We start from the raw sequence: 19,200 nt of genomic DNA, 5'->3' as shown, positions 1-19,200 counted from the left end.
CAATTCTAACCACTCATTATCAAATAGTTGAATCAAAAAAAAGACACTGAAAAAAGTCTAATATATTTTAAATATTTATTAAAAAGAACAAGCAACTAATTTTATCCTATTTTTGCAAAAACATTGAATATGAGTTTTGAAAAGGAAATTCAAAGAAGAAGAACATTTGGTATCATTTCGCATCCAGATGCAGGAAAAACCACACTAACAGAAAAATTATTACTATTTGGTGGCGCCATACAAGAGGCTGGCGCAGTCAAAAATAATAAAATTAAAAAAGGAGCTACAAGTGATTTCATGGAAATTGAAAGACAACGTGGTATTTCTGTTGCAACTTCTGTTTTAGCCTTTATATATAGGGACAAAAAAATAAATATTTTAGATACCCCTGGGCATAAAGATTTTGCTGAGGATACTTTTAGAACACTAACAGCTGTAGATAGTGTTATTGTGGTTATCGATGTTGCTAAAGGTGTCGAAGAACAAACTAAAAAATTAGTAGAAGTATGTAGAATGCGTAAAATTCCTATAATTGTATTCATTAATAAAATGGATCGTGAAGGTAAAGATGCTTTTGACTTACTTGATGAAGTTGAACAACAGTTAGGATTAAGAGTTACTCCTTTAAGCTTTCCTATTGGTATGGGTTACGATTTTAAAGGAATCTATAATATCTACGAAAAAAACATCAATCTTTTCAGTGGAGATAATAAAAGAAATATTGAAGATGTAATTGCTTTTGACACTATCAACAATCCTGAGCTTGAAAAGATTATAGGGACCAAAGCAGCTACAGATTTAAGAGAGAACCTAGAACTAGTTCATGGCGTATATCCTGAGTTTGACAGAGAAGAATATCTAGCGGGTAATTTACAACCTGTATTTTTTGGGTCTGCATTAAATAATTTTGGCGTTAGAGAATTGTTAGATTGTTTTGTTGACATAGCCCCTACTCCAAGACCTAAGATGGCGGAAGAACGCCTGGTTAAAGCTAACGAAAAAGGGTTTACTGGTTTTGTATTTAAAATACATGCCAATATGGATCCTAAACATAGAGATAGATTAGCTTTTATTAAAATTGTATCTGGGACTTTTGAACGAAACACTCCTTATTTACATGTACGCCATAATAAAAAATTAAAATTCTCAAGTCCAAATGCTTTTTTCGCTGAGAAAAAAGAAATTGTAGATATCTCTTATCCTGGTGATATCGTTGGTCTACACGATACTGGAAATTTTAAAATTGGTGACACTTTAACCGAAGGTGAAAATCTTCACTACAAGGGAATACCAAGTTTCTCTCCTGAACATTTTAGATATATTAATAATGCTGACCCTTTAAAATCGAAACAATTATTTAAAGGAATTGATCAGTTAATGGATGAAGGTGTCGCACAATTATTTACCCTTGAATTAAATGGGCGTAAAGTTATTGGTACTGTAGGAGCACTACAATATGAAGTAATTCAATACCGTTTAGAGCATGAATATGGTGCAAAGTGTACCTATGAAAATTTCCCTGTATACAAAGCGTGTTGGGTTGCTCCTAAAGATCCTAAAAATGATGAATTTAAAGAGTTTAAACGTGTAAAACAGAAATTCTTAGCAAAAGATAAAAGAGGACAATTAGTTTTTCTTGCAGATTCTCAATTCTCGTTACAAATGACGCAACAGAAATACCCTAGCGTTATTTTAAAATTCACATCTGAATTTGAATAAGCATTAAAAAAATGATAAAAAAAATCCCGTGATTCACATCACGGGATTTTTTATTATTAAGCTTCTCCAGTTGGTCCAAAATTCATTGGAATTGGAGGTTGTTCGTAATCTTTAATGGTACCATGAGCACTCTCAAACCTCTTGACATTATCATTTAATGCTTTTAGGAACTTTTTGGCATGCTGAGGAGTAAGAACAATTCTACTCTTCACTTTTGCCTTAGGAGCACCTGGCATCATACTTATAAAATCAACTACAAACTCAGATACAGAGTGGTTAATGATCGCTAAGTTGGAATAAATTCCTTCCGCTGTTTTTTCATCTAACTCAATATTAATTTGTTTCTGGTTTTGATCACTCATAAACACATTATTATTTAGAATTTAAATTCTTCTTTACGAGCCATTATTTCATCATACTCTTCTTTAGAACCAACGATTATACTATCGTAATCTCTCATTCCTGTTCCTGCAGGAATTTTATGACCAACAATAACATTCTCTTTTAAGCCTTCTAAATCATCAATCTTACCAGCAACTGCTGCTTCGTTTAATACTTTAGTTGTCTCTTGGAAAGAGGCCGCAGAGATAAATGATTTCGTCTGAAGTGAAGCACGTGTAATACCTTGCAGTATTGGCGTTGCTGTAGCAGCAATTGCATCTCTAGCTTCTACTAAAGCTTTATCATTTCTTCTCAATACAGAGTTTTCATCTCTTAACTGACGTGGTGTAATAATTTGACCCGCTTTCAAGGTATCAGACTCTCCTACTTCTACAACAACTTTCTTAGCGAAAATTCCATCATTCTCTGTGATAAAATCATCTTTGTGTGCCAATTGGTTTTCTAAGAAAATAGTATCTCCCGGATCTTGAATTCTTACTTTACGCATCATTTGACGTACAACTACCTCAAAATGCTTATCATTAATCTTCACCCCTTGTAAACGATATACTTCTTGAACTTCGTTCACTAAATACTGTTGAACAGCAGATGGACCTTTAATTTTTAAGATATCTTCTGGAGTTATAGATCCATCAGAAAGTGGCATACCAGCACGAACATAATCGTTCTCTTGTACTAATATTTGATTAGAAAGTTTTACTAAATACTTTTTAACCTCACCTAATTTAGATTCTATAATAATCTCACGGTTACCTCTTTTAATTTTACCGAAAGAAACAACACCATCAATCTCTGAAACAACAGCTGGATTAGAAGGGTTACGTGCTTCAAACAATTCAGTAACTCTTGGAAGACCACCGGTAATATCCCCAGATTTAGCAGACTTACGTGGAATTTTAACTAAGATTTTACCTTCTTTAATTTTCTCACCGTTATCTACCATAATGTGAGAACCTACTGGTAAGTTGTATGAACGTAATACTTCATCTTTACTATTCATAATAAGTAAAGTAGGTATTAACTTTTTGTTTCTAGATTCAGAAATTACTTTCTCTTGGAAACCAGTTTGCTCATCAATTTCTACCTGATAGGTTACCCCTTGATCAACATTTTCGTAAGCAATCTTTCCTGGAAATTCAGAAACGATAACTCCGTTATATGGATCCCATTGACAAATTACTTCATCTTTAGCGACTTTAGATCCGTTCTTAACAAATAACTGAGACCCGTAAGGGATATTATTCGTACTTAAAACGATACCAGATTTAGCATCAACAACTTTAATCTCAGAAGTTCTAGAGATTACAATTTCACTAGGATTACCCTCATTATCTGTAGACGTTACTGTTCTTAGATCTTCAATCTCAGCAACACCACCAAATTTAGCAGATAACTTGTTGTCTTCAGAAATGTTACCCGCAATACCACCTACGTGGAATGTACGTAACGTTAACTGTGTACCTGGCTCTCCAATAGATTGAGCAGCTACTACACCTACAGCTTCACCTCTTTGTACCATTTTATTGGTTGAAAGGTTTCTACCATAACATTTACCACAAATACCTTTCTCTGCCTCACATGTAAGTGCAGAACGTACTTCTATCTTATCAACAGGAGATGCTTCAACTAATCTTACATCTACTTCTAATATTTCTTGTCCTGCTTTTAGAATTAATTCTTCCGTCAAAGGATTATATACATCATGTAAAGAAACTCTACCTAATATACGCTCTCCTAAAGTTTCAACAATTTCTTCATTTTTCTTTAAAGCTTCTACTTCAATACCTCTTAATGTACCACAATCTTCTGTGTTAATAATAACATCTTGTGAAACATCTACTAAACGACGTGTTAAGTAACCAGCATCTGCAGTTTTTAATGCTGTATCTGCAAGTCCTTTACGTGCACCGTGCGTAGAAATAAAGTATTCAAGAATTGAAAGACCTTCCTTAAAGTTAGAAAGAATAGGGTTTTCAATAATTTCACCACCACCGGCAGTAGATTTTTTAGGCTTAGCCATTAAACCACGCATACCTGTTAACTGACGGATTTGCTCTTTAGAACCCCTCGCACCAGAATCAAGCATCATATACACAGAGTTGAATCCTTGTTGATCTTCACGAATACGCTTCATCGCTAATTCAGTCAACTGTGAGTTGGTAGATGTCCAAACATCAATTACTTGGTTATAACGTTCGTTGTTGGTAATAAGACCCATATTATAATTGGCCATAATACCCTCAACTTGTCCATTAGCATCAGCAATCATTTCATGCTTTTCAGGTGGGATAATAATATCTCCTAAACTGAATGAAAGACCACCTTTGAAAGCGAACTCATAACCCATTGTTTTAATCTTATCCAAGAAATCAGCAGTAGTAGGTACATCTGTAGCCTCTAAAATTCCACCAATAATATCTCTTAAAGATTTTTTATTTAATACTTCGTTAATATAACCAGCTTTCTCCGGCACCATTCTATTGAACAATACTCTACCTACAGTAGTTGGAATAATTTGATACACCAACTCACCAGCTTCATTAAAGTTTTTTGCTCTTACTTTAACGCCAGCATTTAAATCTACCATTCCTTCGTTATGGGCAATAACTACCTCTTCTGCAGAATAGAAAATTAAGCCTTCACCTTTAACAGGAACTTCAGGAGTTGATTTACGTTCTTTGGTCATATAATACAGACCCAAGACCATATCCTGAGATGGTACCGTAATTGGAGAACCATTTGCAGGGTTTAATATATTGTGAGAAGCCAACATTAATAATTGACATTCCAGAATTGCTTCTGGACCTAATGGTAAGTGAACCGCCATTTGATCCCCATCAAAATCCGCATTAAATGCAGTACATACTAATGGGTGTAAACGAATCGCTTTACCTTCAATTAATTTAGGCTGGAATGCTTGAATACCTAAACGGTGTAATGTAGGAGCCCTGTTTAATAAAACTGGGTGACCTTTTAATACATTTTCAAGAATATCCCAAACTACAGGCTCTTTTTTATCTATAATCTTCTTAGCAGACTTAACTGTTTTTACAATACCTCTTTCGATTAACTTACGTATTACGAAAGGCTTGTAAAGTTCTGCAGCCATATCCTTAGGAATACCACATTCAAACAATCTTAATTCTGGTCCTACAACAATTACTGAACGTGCTGAATAATCTACACGTTTACCCAATAAGTTTTGACGGAAACGACCTTGTTTACCTTTTAATGAATCAGAAAGAGACTTTAACGGTCTGTTTGATTCTGTTTTAACAGCAGAAGCTTTTCTTGTGTTATCGAATAAAGAATCTACAGATTCTTGAAGCATACGCTTCTCGTTTCTAAGAATTACTTCAGGAGCTTTAATCTCAACCAATCTTTTTAGACGGTTGTTACGAATAATAACTCTTCTGTAAAGATCATTTAAATCTGAAGTCGCAAAACGACCACCATCTAAAGGAACTAGAGGACGTAATTCTGGTGGAATAACTGGGATTACTTTCATAATCATCCACTCAGGTCTGTTCTCTCTATTTTCTTGAGACTCTCTTAAAGACTCAACAACTTGAAGTCTTTTTAGTGCTTCAGTCTTACGTTGCTTAGAAGTTTCAGTATTTGCTTTATGTCTTAATTCATAAGAAAGCACATCTAAATCGATACGTGCTAAAATATCTATTAAACACTCAGCACCCATTTTAGCGATAAACTTGTTAGGGTCAGAATCTTCTAAATATTGATTTTCTACTGGAACTGATTCCAATATATTAAGATACTCCTCTTCAGTTAAGAAATCCATTTTATTGATTTCTTCACCTTCAGGGCCTTTAGCAATACCTGGTTGAATTACAACATAACGCTCATAATAGATGATCATGTCTAATTTCTTAGAAGGTAAACCTAATAAGTATCCAATTTTATTTGGTAAAGAACGGAAATACCATATGTGAGCAACAGGAACAACTAAGTTAATGTGACCTACACGATCTCTACGTACTTTCTTTTCGGTAACTTCTACCCCACAACGATCACAAACGATACCACGGTAACGAATTCTCTTGTATTTACCACAAGCACATTCATAATCTTTAACTGGGCCAAAAATACGCTCACAAAAAAGACCGTCACGCTCAGGTTTATGCGTTCTATAGTTAATAGTTTCAGGCTTTAAAACTTCTCCTCTTGACTCTGCCAGAATAGATTCTGGTGAGGCCAAGCCTATTGAAATTTTATCGAACCTTTTTATTGTGTTATTATCTCTTTGTCTAGCCATAACAATATGGTGATGATAAATTAAAATTGTTTTACTAAATAGTGTCTCTCAAAAACCTATTCTTACTACTCTTCCAGCCTAATATCTAAACCTAATCCCTTAAGTTCATGCATTAATACATTGAAAGATTCTGGTAAACCAGGTTCTGGCATTGTCTCTCCTTTTACAATAGCTTCATATGTTTTAGCTCTACCAACAACATCATCAGACTTAACTGTTAATATTTCTCGTAAAGTTGCAGATGCTCCATATGCTTCTAGTGCCCAAACTTCCATCTCTCCAAAACGTTGACCCCCAAATTGTGCTTTACCACCTAATGGTTGTTGTGTAATTAATGAGTATGGTCCGATTGAACGAGCATGCATCTTATCATCTACCATATGACCTAATTTCAACATGTAGATAACACCAACTGTCGCAGGTTGATCGAAACGTTGTCCTGTACCACCATCATAAAGATAGGTATGTCCAAATCTAGGAATACCAGCTTCATCTGTGTAAGCATTGATTTGATCAAGACTAGCACCGTCAAAAATTGGCGTTGCATATTTCTTTCCTAATTTAAGACCTGCCCAACCAAGAACAGTTTCATAAATCTGACCAATGTTCATACGAGAAGGCACCCCTAATGGGTTCAACACGATATCTACTGGTGTACCATCTTCTAAGAAAGGCATGTCTTCATGACGTACGATTCTAGAAACGATACCTTTGTTTCCGTGACGTCCTGCCATTTTATCACCAACTTTTAATTTACGTTTTTTAGCAACATAAACCTTAGCTAATTTCATAATACCTGCTGGCAGCTCATCACCAACCGAAATCGTAAACTTATCTCTTCTTAGGTTACCCTGAAGGTCATTAAGTTTAATTTTATAGTTGTGTAATAAATCTGTAACCAAGTTATTATTATCCTTATCCGTAGTCCAAAGTCCACCAACTAAGTGAGCAAAATCGTCTACAGCATTAAGCATCTTCATGGTATATTTCTTTCCTTTTGGAAGTACTTCTTCACCAAGGTCATTTAATACACCTTGAGAAGTTTTACCATTTACTAGGTTAAATAATTTCTCAATTAAAACATCTTTTAATTGTTGGAATTTAACTTCGTATTCTAATTCTAAATTAGAAATTGCTTCTTTATCCTCAGAACGTTTTCTCTTATCTTTTACAGAACGAGAGAATAATTTCTTATCAATTACAACACCTCTTAATGATGGTGAAGCTTTTAAAGACGCATCTTTTACATCACCAGCTTTATCACCAAATATAGCACGAAGTAATTTTTCTTCTGGAGTAGGATCAGATTCTCCTTTTGGAGTAATCTTACCAATTAAAATATCACCAGGTTTTACTTCAGCACCAATTCTTATCATACCATTTTCATCTAAGTCTTTTGTAGCCTCTTCTGAAACGTTTGGTATATCATTAGTTAATTCTTCTGCACCTAATTTAGTATCTCTAACTTCTAAAGAATATTCATCAACGTGGATAGAGGTGAATATATCTTCACGAACCACTTTTTCAGAAATTACAATTGCATCCTCAAAGTTATACCCTTTCCATGGCATGAAGGCTACCTTAAGGTTTCTACCTAAAGCTAACTCTCCATTTTCAGTTGCATACCCTTCACAAAGTACTTGACCTTTTCTAACTTTATCACCTTTTCTTACGATAGGTTTTAAGTTGATACTTGTTCCTTGGTTAGTTTTTCTAAATTTAACAAGTTCATAAGTTTTAGAATCATCTTCAAAACTTACTAAACGCTCTTCTTCTGTTCTATCATACTTAATAGTAATCATAAGAGAATCTACATACTGTATAACTCCATCTCCTTCAGCATTAATCAATACTCTAGAATCAGAAGCAACTTGACGCTCTAATCCAGTACCAACAATCGGCGCTTGAGGTTTTAATAAAGGAACTGCTTGACGCATCATGTTTGATCCCATCAATGCTCTGTTCGCATCATCATGTTCCAAGAATGGAATAAGCGATGCAGAAATAGATGCAATTTGATTAGGCGCAACATCTGTATATTGAATTTCAGATGGATCCACAACTGGGAAATCTCCTTCTTCTCTTGCAATAACTTTCTCAGCGGTAATATTACCTTCTTCATCCATTGGAATGTTTGCTTGCGCAATTTTCATTCCTTCTTCTTCCTCTGCACTTAAATAGCCAAAGTTTTGAATATCAACTTTACCATTTTCTACTTTTCTATATGGAGTTTCCAAGAAGCCCATAGAGTTAACTTTAGAAAAAACGGCTAATGAAGAAATCAAACCAATGTTTGGCCCTTCAGGAGTTTCAATAGGACATAATCTACCATAGTGTGTATAGTGAACATCACGTACTTCGAAACCTGCTCTTTCTCTTGATAAACCACCTGGCCCAAGAGCAGATAATCTTCTCTTGTGCGTAATCTCAGCTAATGGATTCGTTTGATCCATAAATTGAGACAACTGGTTTGTTCCAAAGAAAGAATTAATAACTGATGATAATGTCTTAGCATTAATTAAATCGATAGGTGTAAACACTTCGTTGTCACGTACATTCATACGCTCACGAATTGTTCTAGCCATACGTGCTAAACCAACACCAAACTGTTGTGATAATTGCTCACCCACGGTTCTAACACGACGGTTAGACAAGTGATCAATATCATCAATTTCAGCTTTTGAATTAATTAACTCAATTAAATATTTAATAATAGTAATGATATCTTCTTTAGTCAAGACCTGCTTGTCCATTCCAATATCTAAACCTAATTTCTTATTCATTCTGTAACGACCAACTTCACCTAAGTTATAACGTTGATCAGAAAAGAATAATTTATCAATAATACCTCTTGCTGTTTCCTCATCTGGCGGCTCAGCGTTACGTAATTGACGGTATATATGTTCTACTGCTTCCTTTTCAGAATTGGTAGGATCTTTTTGTAGTGTATTATGAATGATACCATAATCAGATTGAGCAGCACTTTCTTTATGTAAAAGAACCGTTTTAACATCAGCATCAACAATCTGCTCAATGTGTTCTTTTTCTAAAATAGTATCACGATCTAAAACAATTTCATTTCTTTCAATAGATACTACCTCACCAGTATCTTCATCTACGAAATCTTCATGCCAAGTATTTAATACTCTTGCCGCTAATTTACGACCTAGCACTTTTTTAAGTCCCGCTACAGAAACTTTAACCTCTTCAGAAAGGTCAAAAATCTCTAATATATCTTTATCACTTTCAAAACCAATGGCTCTAAAAAGTGTAGTAACAGGTAATTTTTTCTTTCTATCAATGTAAGCATACATAACGCCATTGATATCAGTTGCAAATTCTATCCAAGATCCTTTAAAAGGAATAACTCTCGCAGAATATAATTTTGTTCCATTTGCATGGAATGATTGTCCAAAGAAAACACCTGGTGATCTGTGTAATTGTGATACAACAACACGCTCTGCACCATTGATAACAAAAGTACCACTTGGCGTCATATAAGGGATAGTACCTAAATATACATCCTGAACAATAGTTTCGAAATCCTCATGTTCCGGATCAGTACAATATAATTTTAATCTTGCTTTTAGCGGAACGCTATGGGTAAGACCACGCTCTATACATTCTTGTATAGAATAACGAGGAGGATCAATAAAATAATCAAGGAACTCTAATACGAACTGGTTTCTAGTATCTGTAATAGGAAAATTCTCTTGAAATGTATTATATAGTCCTTCATCTCCCCTTTCGTCAGATTTAGTTTCTAATTGAAAAAAATCTTGAAACGACTTCACCTGAATGTCCAAGAAATCCGGATAATTCGGAATGTTCTTAGCGGATGCGAAATTTATTCTCTCAGTCTGATTTGTAACCATCAATGGACAAAATTTTGATTATGAATACTTACTCTAAAATTGTATGTAATTTAAGGCTACATACATAAATAGGTTTAGGTCTAGACACAAATGTGAATAGACCTAAACCAAAAATATTATGGTTGCTTCTACTATTTAAGCTCAACTTCTGCTCCAGCTTCTTCTAATGACTTAAGAATTCCTTCTGCTTCATCTTTAGAGATACCTTCTTTGATTGCTTTTGGTGCGCTATCAACGATATCCTTAGCTTCTTTTAAACCTAAACCAGTTAATTCTTTAACCAATTTAACAACTGCTAACTTAGAAGCACCAGCTGCTTTTAAGATAACATCAAATTCTGTTTGCTCTTCAGCAACAGCAGCATCACCACCACCAGCAGCAACTGCAACAGCAGCAGCAGCAGGTTCGATACCGTACTCATCTTTTAATATATTAGCTAATTCATTAACTTCTTTTACTGTTAAGTTAACTAATTGTTCTGCGAAATCTTTTAAATCTGCCATTTTTCTATCGTTTAATAAATTTTTAAAATATAATTGTTTTTAGTGCGTACGTTTTATCTTTCTGATAAAGTTTTAAGAATACCAGCAATTTTACCACCACCAGACTTAAGACCAGAAATAACATTCTTAGCCGGAGACTGAAGTAAAGAGATAATATCACCAATAACTTCTTCTTTAGATTTGATATTAACTAAAGCTTCTAATTGATCGTCACCAATATAAACTGCCTCTTCTACAAAAGCACCTTTTAATAATGGTTTGTCTTTAGTTTTAGCTCTAAAAGCTTTTATCAATTTTGCAGGACCGTTACCAGTTTCTGCAAACATTAAAGAAGTACTACCCTTAAGAACATCAGGAAGTTCTCCGAAGTCTTTATCAGAAGCGTCCATTGCTTTAGCAAGCAAGGTATTTTTAACTACAGCTAATTTAATATTAGCTTTAAAACAAGCTCTTCTTAAATCTGAAGTAGTAACTGCATCTAAACCAGATATATCAGCTAAGTATATTGTAGTAGCATCACCTAATTTCGCAGTTAAATCTTCTATTACGTTTAATTTTTCTTCTCTTGTCATCTTAATACGAATTAAACTGATTTAGTATCTAATTGCACACTAGGACTCATCGTACTAGACATGAAAATACTCTTAATATAAATACCCTTTGAAGCAGTTGGTTTCAACTTATTTAAAGTATCAATAAGTTCTTTAGCATTTTCGTAGATTTTATCTTCTGAAAATGAAACTTTACCAATTGCAGCATGAACAATACCAGTTTTATCAACTTTAAAGTCAATTTTACCAGCTTTAACTTCAGCTACAGCTTTCGCTACATCCATAGTTACTGTTCCTGTTTTAGGGTTAGGCATTAAACCTCTAGGACCTAATACTCTACCTAAAGGACCTAATTTACCCATAACACTTGGCATAGTGATGATAACATCAACATCTGTCCAACCGCCTTTAATTTTTTCTAAATACTCATCTAAACCTACAAAATCAGCACCAGCTTCTTTAGCTTCTGCTTCTTTATCTGGAGTTACCAAAGCAAGAACTTTTACATCCTTACCTGTACCGTGAGGTAAAGTAACTACACCACGCACCATTTGATTCGCTTTTCTAGGATCTACTCCTAAACGAACAGCGAGTTCAACAGATGCATCAAATTTTGCTTTTGTGATTTCTTTTATCAAAGCAGACCCTTCAGCTAAAGAATAGATTTTATTCTTATCAATCTTAGAAAGCGCTTCTTTTTGATTTTTCGTTAATTTTGCCATTATATTGCTTTTAAGATATTAAAAAGGTCTAGTTCCTGAAACCTTCAAACCCATAGATCTTGCAGTACCAGCAACCATGCTCATCGCAGAATTGATTGTAAATGCATTAAGATCTACCATTTTATCTTCAGCGATAGTCTTAATTTGATCCCAAGATACGTTTCCGTTCTTAACTCGGTTAGGTTCACCTGATCCTTTTTTAATCTTAGCCGCTTCCATAAGCTGAACTGCCGCCGGCGGTGTCTTTACAACGAAGTCAAACGACTTATCCTTGTATACGGTGATAGCAACAGGTAAAACTTTACCCTGTTTGTCCTGCGTACGTGCATTAAATTGCTTACAGAACTCCATGATGTTAACACCGGCAGCACCTAAAGCGGGTCCAACCGGTGGCGACGGATTCGCTGCACCTCCCCTAACTTGTAGTTTAACTACTTTACTAATTTCTTTTGCCATTGTCTTAAATTAAATTAAATTGTGTCAATTGGAAGCAACACAACTTTTTTTATGTAACAGTTCTAAATTTATACTTTCTCTACCTGCATATAACTTAGTTCTAATGGAGTTTTTCTTCCGAAAATCTTCACCATAACCTCAAGCTTACGCTTCTCTTCATTAATTTTTTCAACTGTTCCGTTAAATCCATTAAAAGGTCCGTCAATAACCTTAACCGTTTCTCCCATAACAAAAGGAATAGCAACATTTTCTGTTGTAACAGTTAACTCATCAACCTTACCTAACATTCTATTTACTTCGGTTTTTCTTAATGGAACAGGATCTCCTCCTTTAGTTTCACCTAGAAAACCAATTACGTTAGTAATAGAACGTATAATATGGGCAACCTCACCTCCAAGGTTAGCTTTAACCATAATGTATCCAGGAAAATAAACTCTTTCTTTATTTACCTTCTTTCCATTACGAACTTGAATTACCTTTTCAGTAGGCACTAAAACCTCATCTAAATAGTCTCCAAAACCTAAACGAGCTACTTCTGATTCGATGTAACCCTTTATTTTATTTTCTTGACCACTTACAGCCCTAACTACATACCACTTCTTATCCAATACTTCTGACATAGATCTTTTCTTAATTTATTAATTTATCAAAATAGATATCAATTAAATAACTAAAAAGACTGTCTACACCCCAAGTCGCCAAAGCAAATAAAATAGAAAAAACAGCAACAATTACCATCAAATTTGATGCTTCAGATTTGGAAGGTAATGTTATATTAGTCCTAAGCTCCTCAAAGGATTCCTTGATATATGTTAACATGCTGCGAAAGATTTACTTTTATAATACAATAGGCCATTAACCAATTTCTCGCTTAATAACCTCTCTTTATTAGCACGGGAGGGGAGACTCGAACTCACGACACCTGGTTTTGGAGACCAGTGCTCTACCAACTGAGCTACACCCGTTTCTATTTACATCGAAAGGTATCCGTTAATAACGGACACCCTTGATGAAAATAATTTTTATACTCTATATTGCTTAATCTGTAATCTCTGTTACCTGACCTGCACCTACAGTTCTACCACCTTCACGGATAGCGAAACGTAAACCAACACTCAAAGCAATTGGAGATAATAATTCAACATTAATAGTAAGGTTATCACCTGGCATTACCATTTCAACTCCATCAGGAAGCATAATTGTTCCTGTAACATCTGTAGTTCTTACATAGAACTGAGGACGGTAGTTGTTATGGAATGGTGTATGACGACCACCTTCTTCTTTCTTAAGAACATAAACCTCTGCTTTGAATTTAGCATGTGGCTTAACTGAACCTGGCTTACAGATTACCATACCTCTTTTTATTTGAGATTTTTCAATACCTCTCAATAAAAGACCTACGTTATCACCAGCTTCACCTCTATCTAATATCTTACGGAACATTTCAACTCCAGTAACTGTAGAATTTAATTTCTCAGCACCCATACCAATAATCTCAACAGGATCACCAGTGTTCGCTATTCCAGTTTCAATACGACCAGTAGCAACAGTACCACGACCCGTAATAGTAAATACATCTTCAACTGGCATTAAGAAATCTTTTTCAACATCTCTCTTAGGTAATTCGATCCAAGAATCAACAGCATCCATTAAAGACATAACTGTATCAACCCATTTTTGCTCACCGTTTAATGCTCCTAAAGCAGAACCAGCAATTACAGGACCATTATCACCATCATACTCATAGAAAGAAAGCAATTCTCTAACTTCCATTTCAACAAGCTCTAATAATTCTTCATCATCAACCATATCCACTTTATTCATGAATACAACCATTCTAGGAATACCAACCTGGCGACCTAAAAGGATATGCTCACGTGTTTGTGGCATTGGACCATCAGTAGCAGCAACAACAAGAATAGCACCATCCATCTGAGCAGCTCCAGTAACCATGTTCTTTACGTAATCCGCGTGACCTGGACAGTCAACGTGAGCGTAATGACGGTTAGCTGTAGAATATTCTACGTGTGATGTATTAATAGTAATTCCTCTTTCTTTTTCTTCAGGTGCATTATCAATTGAGTCGAAACTTCTCATTTCAGACAATCCTGCGTTTGCTAAAACTGTTGTAATAGCGGCAGTCAATGTAGTTTTACCGTGATCTACGTGTCCAATAGTACCGATATTTAAGTGCGGTTTAGAACGATCAAATGTTGCCTTAGCCATGTTTATTGAATTTTAATCTTAGTTTATATTAGTGTACAATTTATGTCTTATTTGAGCCAATGATGAGATTTGAACTCATGACCTCTTCCTTACCAAGGAAACGCTCTACCCCTGAGCTACACCGGCCTATCTGAGTTCATAATCCAAATACTAAAAAGAAGATTAAAACCCAAAAAAAACAACCTTTTAAACTCAAGGTTTTATTAGAGCGAGAGACCGGGTTCGAACCGGCGACATTCAGCTTGGAAGGCTGACGCTCTACCAACTGAGCTACTCTCGCAATTATTTGCCAACTTTACAAGTCAACAATATTTCAACATTTCAAATTTAAGAACAATTTTTCAATTGCACTTAATACTTTTAAAAATAAATTCTTTAAAGTGGGGAGAGCAGGATTCGAACCTGCGAAGACGTAGTCAGCAGATTTACAGTCTGCCCTCGTTGGCCGCTTGAGTATCTCCCCGAACCATTATTTTAAAGAACTTAAGAGCCGATGGAGGGACTCGAACCCACGACCTGCTGATTACAAATCAGCTGCTCTAGCCAGCTGAGCTACATCGGCTTTTTACTAACTTTTTTTGGCTTAAAAAAAGCCCGCTTTTCTAACGGACTGCAAATGTAGATATATTTTTAGTTATTCAAAATGTTTTTCAATAAAATTTTACTTTTTTTTCTTAATTTTCTCTTTTTACCACACTAAGCCCCTATTTAACGAATCACACACCTTACCCAGAACCACTTTAAATGAACCGCTATACTTATTTACAATAAATTCATTTTTAAGCACATACAATTTAATACATCCCAAAACACAGCACTATAAACTTCCTTTTTTTAACTTCTAGATAAAAAGTAGAAAAATAATTTTTTTTTAGAAAAATGATTATTTTTTTAATCCGATTTAAAAAGAACTCATCAAATTACCTTCTTCATTGAAACACATCAGTTAAAATACACTATCATCACATTAAAATTTAAAGACTAGTTCATCTAAAATAAAATCTAATTTTTATTTCTAGGATGCGACTTCAAATGAACTTTTTTTAATTCCGCTATACTATTATGAGTATACACTTGCGTAGAGGCTAAACTAGCATGCCCTAACAATTCTTTTACAGAATTTAAATCGGCACCTTTATTTAACAAATGCGTTGCAAAAGTATGTCGGAGAATATGAGGGCTCTTTTTTACTTTACTAGACACCAAACCGAAATAATGATTTATAACCCTATACACAAGCGTTTCATAAATTTTACCTCCCGACTTTAACAAAAAGACAAACTCTTTCGCACCTACAGAAACAACAGAACTACGCGCATCTAAATACTCCTGAAACAACAAGACCAAAGAAGCCACTAATGGAACAATCCGTTCTTTATTTCTTTTCCCTAAAACTTTAATTGTTTTTTGCCTTAAGTCAACATTTACAACTTTCAAATTGACCAACTCTATGCGACGTATTCCCGTAGCATAAAGCAACTCTATAATTAACTTATCTCTAATCCCTTCAAAATCTTCTGAAAATGGTATTGCAACTAAGATTTCATTCATTTCTGCTTCAGAAAAAGGAATCTCAATTTTTTTAGCTGTTTTTAAAGCTTTATGTTTAGCAAGAGGTGTAACAGATATAGTTTCTGTTTTTAATAAGAATTTATAGTATGCTTTTAAAGAAGCTATCTTCCTATTAATTGTCCGGTTTACAATTTTAGCTGCAACCAGAGCAACGATCCAATTTCGGATCATAACATAAGACACCTCATCAATATTAACCACCTCGCTCGTATCCTTACAAAACAAGATAAACTCGTTTAGATCATTTTCATAAGCCTTTATAGTATTTAAGGAATACTTTTTCTCTAAGGATAAATAAGCAATAAATGCAACTACAGACATATAGTAAAAATACAAAAGATTACCTACAACACTCATATAAATTAAACAACAAAAAAGCCTCGCAAAAAAAATTGCGAGGCTTAATTATATTATAAATTGTTAGATATTATATCTCTTCTTGATCTCTCAAGCCTTGAATATAATGCGCTTTTTGAATCTGAGCTCTACGTGCAACTGAGGGCTTCGTAAACTGCTGACGCTTTCTCAATTGACGCATTGTTCCAGTTCTATCGAACTTACGCTTGAAACGCTTCAATGCTCTATCTATGTTTTCTCCTTCTTTTATTGGTATAATTAACATGGGCTACAACCTCCTCTCTTTAGTGATTAAGACTGCAAAGATATAAACTATTTGACAATTAGCAACCCATATGCAATAAAATCAAAAAAATAAACCTTAGACCGCTCATAATCAATGAAATAAAAACAATATTATTACACTTTAGTGGTCTTATATTCTTTTTTATCGATCATAATTTTAGCCAAAATCTCTTTTAAAATTTCTGAAGTACCTCCTCCGATAGGCCCTAAACGACTATCCCGAAGTAATCTTGCTAACGGATAATCTTCCATATACCCATACCCTCCTAAGAATTGTAAGCAATCATAAATTACCTCGTCTGCCATTTTAGTAGACTTCAACTTAGAAATGGTAGCTTCTTTAACAACATATTCTCCTTTATTTAACCTGTAAGCAACCAAATAATTATATTCACGACACATTTCCATATCTGCTTGCAGTTCTACAAAACGATGACGTAACGCCTGATACTTATCTATGGTTTTTCCAAAAGCCTGTCTCTCTGACATATATTGTAACGCATAATCTAAAGCATATTCTGCTCTTGCATGAGCATTTATACCCATGATTAAACGTTCTAAAGCAAAATGTTCCATAATATAAGAAAAACCTTTATTTTCTTCTCCCATAAGGTTAGATGCAGGAATAGTAACATTATCAAAGGCAATCTCTCCTGTATCTGAAGCACGCCATCCTAATTTATTTAATTTAGTTGCGGATACTCCTGGTGTTTTTTTATCAATCAAAAATATGCTAATCCCTTTATTCCCTAATTCTGAATTAGTTTTAGCTGCAACGATCATATAATCGCAATACACACCATTAGTTATAAATGTTTTAGAACCATTAATAACATAAGTGTCGCCTTTTTTTTCAGCAGTAGTAAGCATTCCTGCCACATCACTCCCTCCAAAAGGCTCAGATATACACAAACAACCAATTTTTTCTCCTAGTACACTTGGCGTTAGGTATTGTTTTTTTAACTCATCATCTGCCTCTTTGTTCAAATGGGTCATTGCCAAATATGCATGCGCCCACATTGCTGCAGCAAATCCGCCTGAATTTATTTTCTGAAGTTCCTCTAAAAAGATAACCGTATAAAACAAATCTAATTCTAAGCCTCCATCTTTTTCTGGAGTGGCGAGACCAAAATATCCCATTTCGCCAAATTTAGCCCAAATAAAGCGCTCTATAGTACCTGTACTCTCCCATTTATCTATATGAGGAACAACTTCTTTCTTTAAAAAACTTTTGAGACTTTCTCTAAACAACTGATGCTCTTCTGTGAAGTACATACTTTTCATCTATATATATATTTTGAAAATTAGTTTCTAAGATGAAAATACCACACATTTAAAAAGTAAATCGTGATATTTTTCATAACTTTTTTTTTATAATGCCAAATATAAAGATATTCTATTGATTTTTTCGGAAGGAAACCCCTCTATATTTTTTAATTCATCAAAGGAATGGAAAGCTCCATTTTCTTCACGATAGCGGGCAATAGCATTCGATACCGTATAATTTAGATACACTAATTTTGACAGTTCTGAAACCGAAGCTGTATTGATATTTATTTTATTAAGCTTAGGTATGGATAAAACTTTAAAGTGCGCTGCAATTCTCTTAAGCACCACAGGGTCTAACCCATAGACCTCAGAAACCTGCTCATCATCTATAAAACCCCCTAACCTATCTCTGAATTTGATTATTCGTGCCGACAACTTATCCCCTATACCATTTACCGCTCTTAACTCTAAAGCGGTCGCTAAATTAATATCACTGACCAACTGTTTATTGGCCTTGACACTTCTTGTAGTAGAAACCAAAGTTTCTTCTTTTTTAGAACGTTTATTAGTAACCCAATCAGGAAATTTAAAATAGGGCGAAATTTTAGTTATCAAAGAATCTGACACCAAAGTTACCTTTTGAAAATCTTCAATAGAATTTACAAATTTACGGTTTGCCCTATACGCATGCAACCTATCAATTTCTAACACAGACATTCCTAAAGAATATCCTTTATAATCTGTAATGTAATTAGGATTGAAAGGAAAAATCACGATGCTATCTTTGCGCCGTGCATTTTTCTTAAGCTCATTTATTTGAGATTGCCCCTTTTTATCTTCTTTAAGATGCACTAAAGAGGCATCATCTAGCCTTGTAATATAAAAGGTATACACAATTTGAAGTAGTACAATAAAAAAGAGTAAAAAGAAAATCCCACTTCGTTCTTGTTTTGAGAACTTGAAGTGGGATTTAAAAATATTCATAAGTGT

General features: G+C 34.5%; 15 protein-coding genes and 5 tRNA genes. 1 reads left to right on the top strand and 19 read right to left on the bottom strand.

The features are described from left to right. The first annotated feature begins 129 nt into the window (after positions 1 to 129). A complete protein-coding gene (locus tag CELAL_RS11835; RefSeq protein ID WP_013551145.1) occupies positions 130 to 1,719 on the top strand; it encodes a peptide chain release factor 3 in 1,590 nt (529 codons plus the stop codon). Positions 1,720 to 1,775: 56 nt separating this feature from the next. Here the strand turns inward: CELAL_RS11835 and CELAL_RS11830 are convergent, their stop codons facing one another. The 19 genes from CELAL_RS11830 to CELAL_RS11740 form a co-directional block, all read right to left on the bottom strand. Next, the gene (locus CELAL_RS11830) at positions 1,776 to 2,081 is read right to left on the bottom strand and encodes a DUF3467 domain-containing protein (RefSeq protein WP_013551144.1); all 306 of its coding nucleotides are present in this window, start codon (positions 2,079 to 2,081) and stop codon (positions 1,776 to 1,778) included. Positions 2,082 to 2,095: 14 nt separating this feature from the next. Further along, positions 2,096 to 6,394, bottom strand: a complete 4,299-nt coding sequence (gene rpoC / locus CELAL_RS11825; protein WP_013551143.1) for a DNA-directed RNA polymerase subunit beta' — start codon at positions 6,392 to 6,394, stop codon at positions 2,096 to 2,098. A gap of 65 nt (positions 6,395 to 6,459) precedes the next feature. Next, a complete protein-coding gene (rpoB, locus tag CELAL_RS11820; RefSeq protein WP_013551142.1) occupies positions 6,460 to 10,269 on the bottom strand; it encodes a DNA-directed RNA polymerase subunit beta in 3,810 nt (1,269 codons plus the stop codon). Positions 10,270 to 10,400: 131 nt separating this feature from the next. Then, positions 10,401 to 10,772 carry a 50S ribosomal protein L7/L12 gene (gene rplL / locus CELAL_RS11815; RefSeq protein WP_013551141.1) on the bottom strand — a complete coding sequence of 124 codons (372 nt, stop codon included), beginning with the start codon at positions 10,770 to 10,772 and terminating at the stop codon, positions 10,401 to 10,403. Positions 10,773 to 10,825: 53 nt separating this feature from the next. After that, positions 10,826 to 11,344 (bottom strand): 50S ribosomal protein L10, encoded by a 519-nt coding sequence (rplJ, locus tag CELAL_RS11810; protein ID WP_013551140.1) that lies wholly within the window; start codon positions 11,342 to 11,344, stop codon positions 10,826 to 10,828. Positions 11,345 to 11,355: 11 nt separating this feature from the next. Further along, complete coding sequence (gene rplA, locus CELAL_RS11805) at positions 11,356 to 12,045, bottom strand: 50S ribosomal protein L1 (protein ID WP_013551139.1); 690 nt, start codon at positions 12,043 to 12,045, stop codon at positions 11,356 to 11,358. 18 nt (positions 12,046 to 12,063) lie between these two features. After that, positions 12,064 to 12,501, bottom strand: coding sequence for a 50S ribosomal protein L11 (rplK, locus tag CELAL_RS11800; protein WP_013551138.1), 438 nt, complete (start codon positions 12,499 to 12,501; stop codon positions 12,064 to 12,066). A gap of 68 nt (positions 12,502 to 12,569) precedes the next feature. Further along, on the bottom strand, positions 12,570 to 13,121 hold the full coding sequence (nusG, locus tag CELAL_RS11795; RefSeq protein ID WP_013551137.1) for a transcription termination/antitermination protein NusG: 552 nt from the start codon (positions 13,119 to 13,121) through the stop codon (positions 12,570 to 12,572). Positions 13,122 to 13,131: 10 nt separating this feature from the next. Next, positions 13,132 to 13,320, bottom strand: a complete 189-nt coding sequence (secE, locus tag CELAL_RS11790; protein ID WP_013551136.1) for a preprotein translocase subunit SecE — start codon at positions 13,318 to 13,320, stop codon at positions 13,132 to 13,134. Positions 13,321 to 13,393: 73 nt separating this feature from the next. After that, positions 13,394 to 13,466 (bottom strand) — tRNA-Trp (locus tag CELAL_RS11785). 73 nt (positions 13,467 to 13,539) lie between these two features. Beyond that, positions 13,540 to 14,727 carry an elongation factor Tu gene (gene tuf / locus CELAL_RS11780; protein ID WP_013551135.1) on the bottom strand — a complete coding sequence of 396 codons (1,188 nt, stop codon included), beginning with the start codon at positions 14,725 to 14,727 and terminating at the stop codon, positions 13,540 to 13,542. Between the two features lie 54 nt (positions 14,728 to 14,781). Beyond that, positions 14,782 to 14,853, bottom strand: a tRNA-Thr gene (locus CELAL_RS11775). 81 nt (positions 14,854 to 14,934) lie between these two features. Next, positions 14,935 to 15,007 (bottom strand) — tRNA-Gly (locus tag CELAL_RS11770). Between the two features lie 101 nt (positions 15,008 to 15,108). Next, positions 15,109 to 15,190 (bottom strand) — tRNA-Tyr (locus CELAL_RS11765). Positions 15,191 to 15,215: 25 nt separating this feature from the next. Continuing rightward, positions 15,216 to 15,289: transfer RNA gene (locus CELAL_RS11760), tRNA-Thr, on the bottom strand. A 440-nt stretch (positions 15,290 to 15,729) separates the two neighbouring features. After that, on the bottom strand, positions 15,730 to 16,620 hold the full coding sequence (locus CELAL_RS11755; protein WP_041558121.1) for a tyrosine-type recombinase/integrase: 891 nt from the start codon (positions 16,618 to 16,620) through the stop codon (positions 15,730 to 15,732). Between the two features lie 106 nt (positions 16,621 to 16,726). Beyond that, positions 16,727 to 16,921: a 30S ribosomal protein S21 gene (gene rpsU, locus CELAL_RS11750; RefSeq protein ID WP_013551133.1), complete on the bottom strand. Its 195-nt coding sequence runs from the start codon at positions 16,919 to 16,921 to the stop codon at positions 16,727 to 16,729. 134 nt (positions 16,922 to 17,055) lie between these two features. Further along, positions 17,056 to 18,225, bottom strand: a complete 1,170-nt coding sequence (locus tag CELAL_RS11745) for an acyl-CoA dehydrogenase family protein (protein ID WP_013551132.1) — start codon at positions 18,223 to 18,225, stop codon at positions 17,056 to 17,058. Between the two features lie 87 nt (positions 18,226 to 18,312). Next, complete coding sequence (locus CELAL_RS11740) at positions 18,313 to 19,194, bottom strand: ComEA family DNA-binding protein (protein ID WP_013551131.1); 882 nt, start codon at positions 19,192 to 19,194, stop codon at positions 18,313 to 18,315. Positions 19,195 to 19,200: the final 6 nt, after the last annotated feature.

Source organism: Cellulophaga algicola DSM 14237 (assembly GCF_000186265.1).
In the GTDB taxonomy this organism is placed as follows: Bacteria; Bacteroidota; Bacteroidia; order Flavobacteriales; family Flavobacteriaceae; genus Cellulophaga; species Cellulophaga algicola.
The sequence above is the reverse complement of the archived record's forward strand: the minus strand, read 5'-3'. Positions and strand labels throughout refer to the sequence as shown.

Coding starts and splice junctions, on each gene's coding strand:
- CELAL_RS11835 (WP_013551145.1), top strand. CDS start 130: ATGAGTTTTGAAAAGGAAATTCAAAGAAGAAGAACATTTGGTATCATT.
- CELAL_RS11830 (WP_013551144.1), bottom strand. CDS start 2,081: ATGAGTGATCAAAACCAGAAACAAATTAATATTGAGTTAGATGAAAAA.
- rpoC (WP_013551143.1), bottom strand. CDS start 6,394: ATGGCTAGACAAAGAGATAATAACACAATAAAAAGGTTCGATAAAATT.
- rpoB (WP_013551142.1), bottom strand. CDS start 10,269: ATGGTTACAAATCAGACTGAGAGAATAAATTTCGCATCCGCTAAGAAC.
- rplL (WP_013551141.1), bottom strand. CDS start 10,772: ATGGCAGATTTAAAAGATTTCGCAGAACAATTAGTTAACTTAACAGTA.
- rplJ (WP_013551140.1), bottom strand. CDS start 11,344: ATGACAAGAGAAGAAAAATTAAACGTAATAGAAGATTTAACTGCGAAA.
- rplA (WP_013551139.1), bottom strand. CDS start 12,045: ATGGCAAAATTAACGAAAAATCAAAAAGAAGCGCTTTCTAAGATTGAT.
- rplK (WP_013551138.1), bottom strand. CDS start 12,501: ATGGCAAAAGAAATTAGTAAAGTAGTTAAACTACAAGTTAGGGGAGGT.
- nusG (WP_013551137.1), bottom strand. CDS start 13,121: ATGTCAGAAGTATTGGATAAGAAGTGGTATGTAGTTAGGGCTGTAAGT.
- secE (WP_013551136.1), bottom strand. CDS start 13,320: ATGTTAACATATATCAAGGAATCCTTTGAGGAGCTTAGGACTAATATA.
- tuf (WP_013551135.1), bottom strand. CDS start 14,727: ATGGCTAAGGCAACATTTGATCGTTCTAAACCGCACTTAAATATCGGT.
- CELAL_RS11755 (WP_041558121.1), bottom strand. CDS start 16,620: ATGTCTGTAGTTGCATTTATTGCTTATTTATCCTTAGAGAAAAAGTAT.
- rpsU (WP_013551133.1), bottom strand. CDS start 16,921: ATGTTAATTATACCAATAAAAGAAGGAGAAAACATAGATAGAGCATTG.
- CELAL_RS11745 (WP_013551132.1), bottom strand. CDS start 18,225: ATGAAAAGTATGTACTTCACAGAAGAGCATCAGTTGTTTAGAGAAAGT.
- CELAL_RS11740 (WP_013551131.1), bottom strand. CDS start 19,194: ATGAATATTTTTAAATCCCACTTCAAGTTCTCAAAACAAGAACGAAGT.